Source organism: Mannheimia sp. E30BD (assembly GCF_041807785.1).
GTDB lineage: Bacteria > Pseudomonadota > Gammaproteobacteria > Enterobacterales > Pasteurellaceae > Mannheimia.
In genome coordinates this window covers 134568-148393 of sequence record NZ_JBGTYX010000001.1, presented here as the reverse complement: position 1 = coordinate 148393, position 13826 = coordinate 134568, and the positions used below count along the sequence as shown (strand labels likewise).

Here is a 13826-nt window from a genome sequence, read left to right as displayed (position 1 = left end):
AGTATGATGAAGATTGTAATTGCTCCCGATTCATTTAAAGAGAGCCTGACCGCCTTAGAGGTGGCTCAGGCAATTCAAACGGGCTTTTCCCGCATTTTCCCGAATGCGGAATATGAACTTGTGCCGATGGCAGACGGCGGCGAAGGCTCGGTGCAATCGCTAATTGATGCTACTCAAGGCAATTTGCAAAAAATCAGCGTAAAAGCACCGCTTGCAAACCAAGTGGAAGCCTTTTTCGGGCTGTCGGGCGATAAAAAAAATGCCTTTATTGAAATGGCGGCGGCAAGTGGCTTACATCTTGTGCCGAACAACGAACGAAATCCGCTGATTACTACTAGCTATGGCACAGGCGAGCTGATTAAAGCTGCACTCGATTTTGGCGTGGAAAAAATCATTCTCGGCATTGGTGGCAGTGCCACTAATGATGGCGGGGTAGGAATGCTGCAAGCCTTAGGTGCAAGATTCCGAAATGCACAGCAGCAAGAAATCGGTTTTGGCGGCAAAGCGTTAAGCCAAATTCAGCAGATTGATTTAAGCGATTTAGATAAACGCTTATCGCAAGTCGCTTTTGAAGTGGCGTGCGATGTGGATAATCCATTATGTGGTGAGCGAGGGGCTTCCGCCATTTTCGGCCCGCAAAAAGGGGCAACCCCTGAAATGGTGCAAACCTTAGATAATGCCCTCCGCCATTTTGCCGACCAAGCTCAAGTCCAGCTTGGTGTGAATATAGCCGATACCGCAGGGGCAGGGGCGGCTGGTGGAATGGGTGGCGGTTTACTGTTGTTGCCAAATGTCACGTTGCGTTCGGGTGTGAAAATTATTATTGAAGCCACCCAGCTTGCCAGCAAAGTGGCGAGTGCCGATTTAGTGATTACAGGCGAAGGCAGAATGGACGCTCAATCCATCGCAGGCAAAACACCCGTTGGCGTAGCGAAAATGGCTAAACAGTTTAACAAACCTGTGATTGCGATTGTTGGCTGTTTACGGGAAGATTACCCTGTGGTTTACCAACACGGCATTGATGCGGTATTTCCGATTATCCGCCAGCTCAATAGCTTGGAAGAGACGTTGAAACTTGGTAAAGAAAACTTGATTTCAACCGCAGAAAATGTGGCGAGATTATGGAAAATGGCAAGAGCTAAATAAAGCTATTTTCAACGCATAAAAATTGAGTTCTAACGGACAGTTAGAACTCAATTTCTTTTTTAGGGCTATTTAGCTCCAATATTTATCGATCTCTGCACGAATAGCTTCAGCAGTTTGTTTGCCTTTTTCGCCCACTAAGGCACGGCCTGCAATAAAGGCTTTGGCATTTTTGATCTCTTTAAACAGATGAATATCTTCTGGCACAATACCGCCTGTGATAGACACTTCGATGCCTAAATCAGAAAGCTGTTTCATTAACTCAATGTCTTCTGCCGTCCAGCCTTTACCTGCTAATTCCGCATCACGAGAACGGTGGTAAATCGCTTGGGTAACACCTAATTCCACCCACTCTTTCGCATCTTTTTCAACCGTCCAGTTACCGTAGATTTCAATTTGGATCTCTTTTTTCACTTTAAGCTCTGGGTGAGCCGCATTGAACTCATCAGCCACTTTTTTACAAGCTGCTTTGGTTGCTGGGTGAGCTGCCGCTGAAACGGTTAGCCAATCCGCACCTGCTTCAAACGCCATTTTGGCTAAAATTGCGCCGCCGTCTGTAGTTTTTAAATCACACACAATGATGTGATTCGGGTGTAATGCACGCAAGGTAGAAATCGTTTTCATACCTTCAGCAAAAGCAAGAATTGTGCCGCATTCGATAATTTCAACAAGATTTTCAGCTTGTTTTGCATCAGCAACGGCTTTTTCTAAACTCAGTGAATCTAATGCGATTTGTAGTAAAGGTTTTGACATATTAATATTCCTCTGTGGATTTTAAAATTCGTTAATTCTTAGCCGTTCAATGCGTTATCAATCATCGCATAAACATCATCAGCATTTTTGCAGGCTAACACTTTTTCTAAATTTACCCCTGTTTCGCTCTCTTCATCGTCTAAAACTTGAGTAATTTCCATTAAGCCTTGCATATGGCGGTCTGAATCACTCCCTGCAAGTGTGAATAACACCGAAACAGGCTCATCTTCGCCATCAAAATAAATAGGCTCGGCTAAAGTGACTAACGCAAAAGATGTTTTAATGACCCCTTCTTCTGGACGAGCGTGTGGCATTGCCAAACCCGGAGCAAGAATGATGTAAGGCCCCATTTCTTCAACTTTGCTGATAATGTTATCGTAGTAACGTGGTTCAATCGCACCTGATTTCTCAAGTAAATCTGTGCCTAGTTTAATGGCTTCTTTCCAGTTTTCTGCTTTTTGATTAAGAAGAATCGAATTGTTTTCAATAAGAGATTGTTTTAAGTTCATAGAATGTCCTTTAATACTTTAATTCAAACCAATAATTGCCCAGCGGTGATGTGAGTTACCCTCAATCTTTCCGCCTTTAACATTGCTAATATAATCAATCAGCATATTTTGGATTGTGCCTTTTTCAGATCCCATTGCCACTTTCGATTCCCACAGGGTTGGGATTGTTTGGCCTTCCCAGACACCGCCTTTTTTGATGAGCTTCTTTGGCACGATCTAAGGTTTTGGCAAACTCTTCAACTTGGTTATCTTGAATCGCATCGCCAATATCAAACAGCAACACATTTTTGTGGTTTGCCCGCACCTCTTTCACATAGGTGGAAATTTGCGAGAACGAGCCGGATTTGTCCTCCACATCGGCTTCGTAGCTCCACGGCACAATCCGACCGTGAACATCGGAAGTCCCGAGCAGTTTTATGTTTACCTCTTTGGCAACCGCCACGCTGACTGCTGAAAGAATAAAAATTGTAGAGAGAAGTTTCTTCATTCGATGCTCCCTATATTTATTAGATAAGTTGATATAGGGGCAACAACTGCTCCTAGTTATCCTTATTTTGCCTGATGTTTGTTGATTAATTCAACTAATTCATCGCCGAATGAATTTGGGTTTAACATATTTTGTACGCCTAATACTGATTTACCTTCTGGCACGTCAATTTCATTGGCTAAGTGCTTGCTAGATACAATAATATCTACTTCACTTAATTTGCCTTTGTAATCGGTTACGGCACAGGAATCCATAATATTAGGAATACCACGTTTGTCTAAGTAGCCCTTGATCTTCATTTTCATCATCATTGATGAGCCTTGACCTGAACCACATACAGCAAGAATACGAACCGGATTTGCAGAATTTTCAGTATTTCCGACCGCTTGTTGAACCACGCTTTCTGCTTTTGGCTCTTCTGCTTTTACATCATCTAAGCCGTATCCATCTAATTGCTCAAGGGTTAAGCCTTTTGCTGCCGCTTCCGCTTCTTCCGCACGAAGTTGTTTAGATGCAAAGAACATATACACTAATGAAGCTGCTACAATTACAAAGAAGAAGCCCGGAATACTCACAATACCTTGTAAGATTGGTGGGAAGAACAATGCCCAATCAGCCATACCCATCCAGCCGTTAAAGGTTGTGCCTTGGCTCGCTAACATTTGGATAACCCAAGCTGAACCTAGCACTTCAATGATCCCCATTACAAAACAGATTTTCATCACCGCTTTCCAACCACCGAATTGGTTTGCAAATACACCAATGGTTGCGTTAGAGAAGAACATTGGGATAAAGCCCGGAATGATTAACACAGGAGAACCAACCGCAAGCAAGCCGCCCACAGCCACAAACTGACCGATAGCACCCCACATAAAGCCGAATACCATCGCATTTGGTGAGAATGCGTAAATTGCCGCACAGTCGATCGCTAATACAGAGTTTGGAATTAAGCGTTCTGCGATACCTTTGAAGGCTTCGGAAAGTTCAGCAACGAACATACGCACGCCGGTGACGATGATTTGAATTGCCACCGCAAATTTCAAGCCCATTTCTAAAATGTACATAAACCAGTTGGTTTTGCCGGCAAGTTCTTTGAGGTTATCTAAACCGAATGAAAGTAAGATGATTCCAAAGAAGATGGTCATTACTAATGCGGTGGCAGAAATACTGTCGTGGAAAATATTCAGCCAGTTAGGGAGCTTCATTTTATCCACAGTGTCGTTTTTATCACCGAGTTTTGGCGCCAGTTTGACCGCAATCCAAGAGGCAATTTGTTGTTGGTGACCGATTGAGAAACCTGCACCACCGGTTACCGCTTGGGTTGGCTTATACATAATGTTGGAAGAAATCCCCCAGTAAAGAGCCATTAACACAGAGGTGTAAATAACCGTTTCCCAAAATGAAGCACCGATAATCATATAGAATACCGCTACCAAACCTGCTTGTTGGAACATAATATGCCCTGTTAGCATAATGGTGCGGATACCCGTTAAACGGCGGAAGACAACGAATAAGATATTTAGTAATAGCGCTCCAATTACCGCATAGCCAACCCAAGCATAATTTTCACCCATTGTTTGAATGGTGGATTGCATACTGGTGTAAGGGTCAATTACCGCCCCGGCAAGTTGATGATATTTTGCCAAGCCATCAATTACAGGCTTAAAGTTTGTTACAAGGAATCCTGAACCTGCTTGCACGATCATAAAACCAACGATGGTTTTAATCGTACCTTTTAGAATAGTAGATGTATCTTTTTTTAGTAGGATATAGCCTAAGCAAGCCACAATACCTAATAAGAAAGGTGCTTTATTTAACACCTGATCCTTTAAGAAAAGGAGAATTTCAGTTAAAAAATCCATAATTTAGCCTCTTTTTGAGAGATTTGAATTTGAGGGAAATATAGCCTATTAAAGGCAGCGACAAAATGATAAACGCTCTAATTAGATTAAAAAAGATTATTTTTTATTATTTGTGAACAAGATCACATTTTATTTTTATTCATTATGATTATTTAATTTTATATCCTAAAGAGTAAATAAATACATTAACAATTAAAAAAACAAATAAATAACAAATAGTTAAATTAACATCTACAAAAATAAATACTAAAATTAGACTTAGATCACATTTTTTAAAAAAAGTAGTTGGCTATTTTTGTGTGATTATATATGATTATTTTTGATTAAATTATTCTTTAAATGAACAAAACAGGAGTTCACAATGAGCAAAATTCAAGAAATCACCCGTGAAAGCTGGATTCTTTCAACTTTTCCTGAGTGGGGGACTTGGTTAAACGAAGAAATTGAAGAAGAAGTTGTGCCAGAAGGCAATTTCGCAATGTGGTGGTTAGGTTGTGTGGGCGTTTGGATCAAAACCCCTGCTGGTGCAAACATTTGTATGGACTTGTGGTGTGGTCGTGGTAAATCGACCAAGAAAGTAAAAGATATGGTGCGAGGGCATCAAATGGCGAATATGGCAGGTGTTCGCAAACTACAACCAAATTTAAGAGCTCAACCAATGGTATTAGATCCGTTTGCGATTAACGAAGTGGATTTCATTCTTGCCTCTCACTACCATTCAGATCATATTGATGTAAACGTAGCGGCAGCTATTTGCAATAATCCTAACTTAGATCACGTTAAATTTGTTGGCCCTTGGCATTGTGCGGAATTATGGAAAAAATGGGATGTGCCGGAAGAGCGCATTATTGTGGTGAAACCGGGCGATGTGGTGAAGTTAAAAGATGTAGAAATTCACGCACTGGATTCTTTCGACCGTACTTGTTTAGTGACTTTACCTGTTGAAGGTGCTGAAGAACGTGGTGGCGAATTAGCAGGTCTTTGCCCATCTGATGAAGAAATGGGACATAAAGCGGTAAACTATGTGTTCAAAACACCGGGGGGTAATATTTATCACGGTGCGGACTCTCACTACTCAATCCAATTTGCTAAACACGGTAAACAATTCGATATTGATGTTGCATTAAACAACTATGGCGAAAACCCTGTTGGTATTGCCGACAAAATGACTTCAATTGATTTATTGCGTATGGCAGAATGCTTACGTTGTAAAGTTATCATTCCTGTTCACCACGATATTTGGACAAACTTTATGGCAAGCACGCAAGAAATTATTGATTTATGGCGTATGCGTAAAGACCGCTTACAATACAAATTCCACCCATTCATTTGGGAAGTAGGCGGCAAATATGTTTACCCTCGTGATAAAGATTTAATTGAATATCATCACCCTCGTGGTTTCGATGATTGCTTTGAGCAAGAACCAAATATTCAGTTTAAATCAATGCTATAATGATAACTTAGAGGTGAATTTAATTCGCCTCTATCTTTAGGGTTCATTACAACTTACAATAGCAATGAAAACAAGGAAGGAATAATGAACGAAAGCTACAGACATAAAGAATTATTAACACTGTTAGGCGAACGGAAAGTCCTTTCAACTCCTGATATTATGCAGTTGCTAAATATTTCGCCTGCCACCGCACGTCGAGACATCAGTAAATTAAATGAGCAAGGCAAATTAAAAAAAGTACGAAATGGGGCGGAAGCCATTTTTTCGCCATCAAATAAAGAACTTAAAAAAACCAACAATGCGGAAGAAAAGCAACGTATTGCCGAAGCCGCTGGGCGTTTATGTAAAGATGGGGAAAGTTTAATCCTAACTTGCGGCTCTACAATGGAAATGCTCGGCAATGTGCTGTGTGGGCAAAAATTGCAAATTATTACCAATTATTTACCGCTTGCAAATCAGCTGATTGAAGGCTCTCACGATGATGTAGTGATTATGGGTGGGCAATATAATAAAAATAAAAAAGTAATGCTCTCACTCAACACACAAAATGAACTCAGCTATGCCGCAACTACAATGTTTACCAGCGGTAAAGGGCTAACCACCGAAGGTTTATTTAAAACCGATATGATCATTGCCAACGCTGAACAACAAATGGCAAAGCACGCTGAACGCTATGTTGTGTTACTCGATAGTACCAAACTGGGCAAAAAAGTCGGTATGTTATTTAAAGAATTCAATAAAATTGATTTATTGATTACAGGCAAAGAAGCTGATCCAACCATTATTCAGGAATTGAAAGCGAAAGGATTAGAGATTATTCTAGCCTAGCACAACAAGCGGTTTAATTTTATTAAAAATTTACAAAACCTTTCCAAGGAAAACTTATGAGAAAACACAAACTCGGTATCTATGAAAAAGCCTTGCCTAAGAATATCTCTTGGCAAGATAGACTTTCCATCGCCAAAGCCTGCGGTTTTGACTTTGTTGAAATCTCTATTGATGAAACAGACGAACGCTTAGCTCGTTTAGATTGGAGCAAAAAAGAGCGTGCGAAATTAGTTAAAACCATCATCAATACTGGTGTAACTATTCCATCAATGTGCTTATCAGGGCATCGCCGTTTCCCATTCGGTTCTCGTGATGAAGCTACTCGCCAAAAAGCCTATGAAATTATGGAAAAAGCAATTCAGTTAGCGGTGGATCTCGGTATTCGCACCATTCAGTTAGCAGGCTATGACGTTTATTATGAAGAGCAGGACGAAGGCACAATCCAACGCTTCCAAGAAGGCTTAGAATGGGCTGTAGAACTTGCAGCAAGCAACCAAGTAACCATTGCGGTGGAGATTATGGATACCAAGTTTATGAGTTCTATCTCTCGTTGGAAAAAATGGGATGATATTATCAAATCCCCTTGGTTTACCGTTTATCCTGATTTAGGCAATCTTTCTGCGTGGAATGATAACGTAGCGGAAGAACTTAAATTAGGAATGGATAAGATCTCAGCAATCCACTTAAAAGATACTTATAAAGTAACAGAAACCTGCAAAGGGCAATTCCGTGATGTGCCATTTGGTGATGGCTGTGTAGATTTTGCTGCTTGCTTTAAAACGCTGGCTGAATTAAATTATCGTGGTGCATTTTTAATCGAAATGTGGACAGAAAAAGCAGAAGAGCCAATTGCGGAGATTATTAACGCTCGCCGTTGGATTGAACAAAAAATGAAAGAAGGAGGCTTCACGCTATGACTCAATTAGCTGAATTAACACCAGCATTACAAGCATTAAGAGAACGTGTTTTAAAAGCGAATTTGGAATTACCAAAACACGGTTTAGTCACTTTCACTTGGGGTAATGTAAGTGAAATCGACCGTGAAACAGGCATTGTTGCCATCAAACCATCAGGCGTGGACTATGATGAAATGACGGTGGAAGATATTGTACTGGTTGATTTACAAGGCAACCGTGTATATGGTGATAAAAAGCCATCTTCTGATACTGAAACTCACTTAGAGCTTTATCGTGAATTTAAAGATATTGGCGGCGTGGTGCATACGCATTCACGCAATGCGGTGGGCTGGGCTCAAGCAGGTAAAGATATTTTAGCACTCGGCACAACACAAGGCGATTATTTCTATGGTGCTATTCCTTGCACGCGTAAAATGACTCCTGAAGAAATTGCGGGTGGATATGAGTTAGAAACAGGGCGTGTAATTGTAGAAACTTTCCGCACTCGTGGCATTGAGCCGATGTCTATTCCGGGCGTGTTAGTCCATTCGCATGGTCCATTCTCTTGGGGTAAAAACGGACACGATGCGGTACATAATTCAGTAGTAATGGAAGAAGTTGCCTATATGAATTTTATCAGCCATCAAATTCGTCCTGATATTCAGCCAATGCAACAAGAGTTGTTAGATAAGCACTATCTGCGTAAACACGGTAAAAACGCTTACTACGGGCAATAATTCAAACTAAAAAGTCAGCACAGCAATGTGCTGACTTTTTATAACTAATTTCTATAAAAAAGTATTTCTAATTCTTTCCCTTTTTATTTTACATCTCGCACAATAGCCATCATTATCCCAAAAATGTTTATGCGATATGAACTGGACTTATATTTATAACAGTATTCCCAAATTTTTAGATGCAGCTTGGCTTACCTTGCAACTCTCCTTTTGGGGAATTTCTCTTTCTCTCTTTTTCGGGTTGATTATTGCCGTTATTACCACTTACAAAATAAGACCGCTTGATAGTATTGCAAAAGGTTATATAGAGCTTTCGCGTAACACGCCTTTGCTTATTCAACTCTTTTTTCTTTACTACGGCTTACCGAAAATCGGGATTAAGTGGGACGGTTTCACCTGTGGTGTGATTGCGTTAGTTTTTCTAGGTTCTAGCTATATGGCAGAAAGCCTACGAGCAGGTTTACAAGCTATTCCGAAAGGGCAGATGGAAGCGGCAAAATCCATCGGCTTAAAGCCCTACCAAATCTTCCGATATATGATTTTCCCACAAGGTTTCAATTCCTGCCGTTGGGGCAAATATACTCTTTTTAATTAAAGAAACCTCTGTTATTAGTGCTATTGCCGTAGCAGAGCTATTATTCGTCACTAAAGATATTATCGGAATGGATTACAAAACTAACGAAGCGTTATTTATGCTATTCATTGCTTATTTAATTATTTTGCTACCAATATCGCTTTTAGTCCGTCATTTTGAAAACAGAGTAAGGAAGGCAAAATATGGGGTTTGATTGGTTATGGGAAGGGCAAAATACCGCTCGATTGGCTCAAGGGCTATGGCTCACGGCTAAAATCTCTTTTATATCCGTTGCACTATCGCTCATTTTCGGCACATTATTTGGCTTGATTATGCGTTCAAATAGCCTGATTGTACGCGGATTTGCTCGTTTTTACCTCGAAACAATACGCATTGTGCCAATCTTAGTTTGGCTCTTTATGCTTTATTTTGGACTATCAACTTGGTTAGATATTCACATTAGCTGTGTTTGGGTTTGTATCTGGGTATTTACCTTATGGGGAACAGCTGAAATGGGCGATTTAGTACGAGGGGCTTTAGCTTCAATCGAAAAACACCAAATCGAATCCGCCAAAGTAATCGGCTTAACTCGTATGCAGATTTTCCGCTACATTGAGTTACCGCAAGGCACTCGCCGACTACTGCCAAGTGCGATTAATCTCTTTACTCGAATGATTAAAACCAGCTCACTCGCTGCACTCATTGGGGTGATTGAAGTGGTAAAAGTAGGGCAACAGATTATTGAAAACTCACTACTAACCAGCCCGAATGCTTCTTTTTTTGTCTATGGGCTCATTTTCGTGCTTTATTTCTTAATTTGCTACCCACTTTCATTATTGGCGAATAAATTAGAACATAGGTGGGAGAGTTAATTACTGTGCAATATTTAGTTTAACGTCAAGCCCTTTAAGAGCATCTTGCACATTTTCAAACAAGCCGTTATCGCAAATAATTTGATCAAATACGGTTAAAGGGCAAACAAAAAAAGTAGCCACTTTGCCGTATTTTGATGAATCAGTTACTAAAATATTTTCTTTTGATGATTGTAATATCGCCTTTTTTACAGGAATTTTATTTTCATTTGGCGTTGTTAAACCTTTCAAGCTCCAAGATGAAGTTGAAATAAAGGCAATATCAATAGAAAGGTTTTTAAGAAACTCCGCGGCAAGAGAGCCTGTTGTTGAAAAATTTTCTTTACAAACACTCCCACCTATATGGATTAAATCACATTTTCCTGCATTACTAAGATAATGAGCGATTACAAAGTCATTTGTAATAACCAGTAGATCTTTTCTCTCTGCAATTTGATGAGCAATTTCTAAGGTTGTTGTTCCTGCATCAAGATACACCGTAGTATGGTTTGAAATCAACTTTGCTGCTAAAGTACCAATGGCGGATTTTTCATCGTGAAATAAACTTGATTTATCAATATGTGGTAACTCAGCCGCTAATCGCTCAACAGATTGAGCCCCACCTGAAACCAATGAAATTCTGCCTTCATCTTCAAGTTTTTGAATATCACGGCGGATAGTCATATGCGACACATTTAACTTATCTGCCAAAAATTGAATGCTAGCCACCCCATTATTATTAATAAATTGCAATATCTTTTGTTGTCGTTCGATAGGAATCATTTTTTCGCCTAATTTTAGTTGTTGTAACAAATTATATCAGATTTAGCCCCCAAACCTAAAATAACAAAATTTAACATTAATTGTTAATATTTGTGATCTTTGTCACAGATTTTATCTTTTTGATTGGTTAATATACGCCCATCAAGTTCATTAATTTATTTGAGGGAATAAACAATGAGTCAAAAATATAGCGTTGCCGTTGTCGGCTTAGGTGCAATGGGTATGGGTGCTGCAAAATCTTGTATCGCAGCAGGTTTAGATACCTACGGTGTAGATTTAAATCCAACTTACTTAGAAACCTTAAAAGCAGCCGGTGCAAAAGATGTTGGCAATAGTGCGGTTGAGTTTGCAGCTGATTTAGACGCAGTACTGTTATTAGTTGTGAATGCCAACCAAGTGAACGCTGTGCTATTCGGCGAGAACGGTTTAGCACAACATTTGAAAAAGGGTACTGTAGTAATGGTTTCATCTACCATTTCTGCACAAGATGCGAAAGGTATTTCACAGAAATTAACAGATCTTGGCTTAATTATGTTAGATGCCCCTGTTTCAGGTGGTGCAGCTAAGGCAGCACAAGGTGAAATGACCGTAATGGCATCAGGCTCAAGTGAAGCGTTTGAGAAACTAAAACCTGTTTTAGATGCTGTTGCAGGAAAAGTTTATAACATCGGCGAAGAGATCGGCTTAGGTGCAACGGTGAAAATTATCCACCAATTATTAGCTGGTGTGCATATTGCCGCAGGTGCAGAAGCGATGGCATTAGCCGCTCGTGCCGGCATTCCATTAGATCTGATGTACGATGTGGTAACTAATGCAGCAGGTAACTCTTGGATGTTTGAAAACCGTATGAAACACGTTGTTGATGGCGACTACACCCCGCTTTCAATGGTAGATATTTTCGTCAAAGATTTAGGCTTAGTGAATGACACAGCGAAATCATTACGCTTCCCACTTCATTTAGCAAGCACAGCGTACTCAATGTTTACTGAAGCAAGCAATGCAGGTTACGGCAAAGAAGATGACAGTGCGGTCATCAAAATTTTCAGCGGTATTGAGCTACCGAAAAAAGGAGGCAACTAATGCTAGGCATTATTGCAGACGATTTTACTGGTGCGAGCGATATTGCCAGCTTCTTAGTAGAAAATGGCTTACGCACCGTACAGATGAACGGTGTACCAAAAGCGGCATTAAACGGCGAAGTTGATGCGATTGTAATTAGCTTGAAATCTCGCTCAAACCCGGTTGATGAGGCGATTGCACAATCTTTATCTGCCCTTGAATGGTTAAAACAAAACGGCTGCACACAATTCTATTTCAAATACTGCTCAACTTTTGACAGTACCGAAAAAGGCAATATCGGCCCAGTTACCGATGCGTTAATGTCAGCATTAGAAACTGATTTCACCGTAGTAACGCCAGCCTTGCCTATCAATGGTCGTACGATCTTTAACGGCTACTTATTCGTTGGTGATGTGCTGTTAAGTGAATCAGGTATGCGTAACCATCCAATTACCCCAATGAAAGATGCCAACTTAGTGCGTTTAATGGACGCTCAATCTCAAGGTAAAACAGGTTTAGTCGCCTATGCTGATGTGATTCAAGGGGCAGAACGTGTGAAAGCTCGCTTTGCAGAATTAAAAGCACAGGGTTACAAATATGCCGTTGTTGATGCCGCAGACAATTCACAACTTGCGGTACTTGCTGAAGCGGTTGCTGACTTCAAATTAGTTACAGGTGGCTCAGGTTTAGGAGCTTATATGGCGGCTTACCGCTCAGGCGGCAAGAAAGGAACTCAAGCATTTGTACCAAGCAAAGGTAAAACCGTTGTGCTTTCAGGTTCTTGCTCAGTAATGACGAATAGCCAAGTAAATGCTTATAAGCAACAAGCTCCAAGCTATTTCTTAGAGGCAGAAAAAGCGATTAACAATCCGAACTATGTAGAAGAAATCTACCAATGGGTGCTTGAGAATTTAGATGGCGAACTAGCTCCTCTGGTTTATGCAACTGTTCCGCCAGAACAACTTAAAGAGATCCAAAACCAATTCGGCGGCGATAAAGCCAGCCACGCCATTGAGAATACCTTTGCCAAACTAGCAGAAAAGCTACAAGCAGCAGGTGTAACTAACTTTATTACCGCTGGTGGCGAAACCTCAAGCATTGTGGTTCAACAGCTCGGATTTAGTGGTTTCCACATCGGTAAACAAATTGCACCGGGTGTGCCGTGGTTACAAGCGGTTGAAAAACCAATTTTTCTTGCATTGAAATCAGGGAATTTCGGAAAAGAAGATTTCTTCTCTTATGCACAAGGAATGTACCAATGACCGAACAAGAACAAAAAATTGAAATGGTAAACCTCGCTCGCTCTTTATTTGAGCGAGGATATACCGTAGGCGGAGCGGGCAACCTTTCCGTTCGTTTAGATGAAAATCGTATTTTAGTTACGCCAACAGGCTCATCACTTGGGCGACTACAGGCGGATCGCCTTTCAGTCCTTGATATGGAAGGAAATGTTCTTGAAGGCGATAAACCTTCTAAAGAATCGATTTTCCATTTGGCGATGTACCAAAAAAATCCACATTGCAAAGCAATCGTACATCTTCACTCTACTTATTTAACTGCACTTTCGTGCTTGGAAAATCTAGATACTGACAACGCAATGAAAGCCTTCACTCCATACTATGTAATGCGTGTGGGTAAACTGCCCGTCATTCCTTACTACCGCCCAGGCGATAGCAATATTGCCCGTGAGTTAGGCGAAAGAGCCTTAGATGGCAAAGCGTTTTTACTGGCAAATCACGGTGTTGTGGTAACTGGTTCAGATCTAGTTGATGCGGTGGATAACACTGAAGAGCTGGAAGAAACCGCCAAACTTCATTTTATTCTACAAGGCCAGAAAGTCCGTTATCTCACTGATGATGAAGTGAACGACCTGAAAAACAGAGGAAAATAA

Annotated in this window: 14 protein-coding genes and 2 pseudogenes; 10 read left to right on the top strand and 6 right to left on the bottom strand. The window is 40.6% G+C overall.

Annotated features, from left to right (window positions below; translation table 11 throughout):
- The first annotated feature begins 6 nt into the window (after positions 1-6).
- Positions 7-1146 carry a glycerate kinase gene (locus ACERCG_RS00700; RefSeq protein ID WP_373610288.1) on the top strand — a complete coding sequence of 380 codons (1140 nt, stop codon included), beginning with the start codon at positions 7-9 and terminating at the stop codon, positions 1144-1146.
- 69 nt (positions 1147-1215) lie between these two features.
- Here the strand turns inward: ACERCG_RS00700 and ACERCG_RS00695 are convergent, their stop codons facing one another.
- The 5 genes and pseudogenes from ACERCG_RS00695 to ACERCG_RS00675 form a co-directional block, all read right to left on the bottom strand.
- Positions 1216-1896, bottom strand: a complete 681-nt coding sequence (locus tag ACERCG_RS00695; RefSeq protein WP_373610179.1) for a 3-keto-L-gulonate-6-phosphate decarboxylase UlaD — start codon at positions 1894-1896, stop codon at positions 1216-1218.
- Positions 1897-1934: 38 nt separating this feature from the next.
- Positions 1935-2405 (bottom strand): PTS sugar transporter subunit IIA, encoded by a 471-nt coding sequence (locus ACERCG_RS00690; protein ID WP_373610178.1) that lies wholly within the window; start codon positions 2403-2405, stop codon positions 1935-1937.
- 18 nt (positions 2406-2423) lie between these two features.
- Positions 2424-2540, bottom strand: a complete 117-nt coding sequence (locus tag ACERCG_RS00685; protein ID WP_373610287.1) for a Ser/Thr protein phosphatase — start codon at positions 2538-2540, stop codon at positions 2424-2426.
- 85 nt (positions 2541-2625) lie between these two features.
- Positions 2626-2892: pseudogene (locus ACERCG_RS00680) on the bottom strand (metallophosphatase); the annotation flags it as partial.
- A 62-nt stretch (positions 2893-2954) separates the two neighbouring features.
- A complete protein-coding gene (locus ACERCG_RS00675; protein ID WP_373610177.1) occupies positions 2955-4754 on the bottom strand; it encodes a PTS ascorbate-specific subunit IIBC in 1800 nt (599 codons plus the stop codon).
- A gap of 361 nt (positions 4755-5115) precedes the next feature.
- On the opposite strand from ACERCG_RS00675, the gene ulaG reads away from it, so the two are divergent.
- The 6 genes and pseudogenes from ulaG to ACERCG_RS00645 all read left to right on the top strand — a co-directional run bounded on the left by ulaG (position 5116) and on the right by ACERCG_RS00645 (position 10114).
- Complete coding sequence (ulaG, locus tag ACERCG_RS00670; protein WP_373610176.1) at positions 5116-6207, top strand: L-ascorbate 6-phosphate lactonase; 1092 nt, start codon at positions 5116-5118, stop codon at positions 6205-6207.
- A gap of 84 nt (positions 6208-6291) precedes the next feature.
- Complete coding sequence (ulaR, locus tag ACERCG_RS00665) at positions 6292-7035, top strand: HTH-type transcriptional regulator UlaR (RefSeq protein ID WP_373610175.1); 744 nt, start codon at positions 6292-6294, stop codon at positions 7033-7035.
- Between the two features lie 56 nt (positions 7036-7091).
- Positions 7092-7952 carry an L-ribulose-5-phosphate 3-epimerase gene (locus ACERCG_RS00660; RefSeq protein WP_373610174.1) on the top strand — a complete coding sequence of 287 codons (861 nt, stop codon included), beginning with the start codon at positions 7092-7094 and terminating at the stop codon, positions 7950-7952.
- Complete coding sequence (locus ACERCG_RS00655) at positions 7949-8668, top strand: L-ribulose-5-phosphate 4-epimerase (RefSeq protein ID WP_373610173.1); 720 nt, start codon at positions 7949-7951, stop codon at positions 8666-8668. The genes ACERCG_RS00660 and ACERCG_RS00655 overlap by 4 nt, the downstream gene beginning before the upstream one ends.
- A 136-nt stretch (positions 8669-8804) precedes the next feature.
- Positions 8805-9456 (top strand): annotated as a pseudogene (locus ACERCG_RS00650) (amino acid ABC transporter permease).
- A complete protein-coding gene (locus ACERCG_RS00645; protein ID WP_373610172.1) occupies positions 9446-10114 on the top strand; it encodes an amino acid ABC transporter permease in 669 nt (222 codons plus the stop codon). The pseudogene ACERCG_RS00650 and the gene ACERCG_RS00645 overlap by 11 nt, the downstream one beginning before the upstream one ends.
- Here the strand turns inward: ACERCG_RS00645 and ACERCG_RS00640 are convergent, their stop codons facing one another.
- Positions 10115-10876, bottom strand: coding sequence for a DeoR family transcriptional regulator (locus ACERCG_RS00640; RefSeq protein ID WP_373610170.1), 762 nt, complete (start codon positions 10874-10876; stop codon positions 10115-10117). It abuts the gene before it with no gap.
- Between the two features lie 174 nt (positions 10877-11050).
- On the opposite strand from ACERCG_RS00640, the gene ltnD reads away from it, so the two are divergent.
- Genes ltnD through ACERCG_RS00625 form a run of 3 tightly spaced genes read left to right on the top strand, consistent with a single transcriptional unit; the run spans position 11051 to position 13826 of the window.
- Entirely contained in the window at positions 11051-11956 is a 906-nt protein-coding gene (ltnD, locus tag ACERCG_RS00635) for an L-threonate dehydrogenase (protein WP_373610169.1), read from the top strand.
- Positions 11956-13197 (top strand): 3-oxo-tetronate kinase, encoded by a 1242-nt coding sequence (otnK, locus tag ACERCG_RS00630; protein ID WP_373610168.1) that lies wholly within the window; start codon positions 11956-11958, stop codon positions 13195-13197. The genes ltnD and otnK overlap by 1 nt, the downstream gene beginning before the upstream one ends.
- On the top strand, positions 13194-13826 hold the full coding sequence (locus tag ACERCG_RS00625; protein WP_373610167.1) for an aldolase: 633 nt from the start codon (positions 13194-13196) through the stop codon (positions 13824-13826). The genes otnK and ACERCG_RS00625 overlap by 4 nt, the downstream gene beginning before the upstream one ends.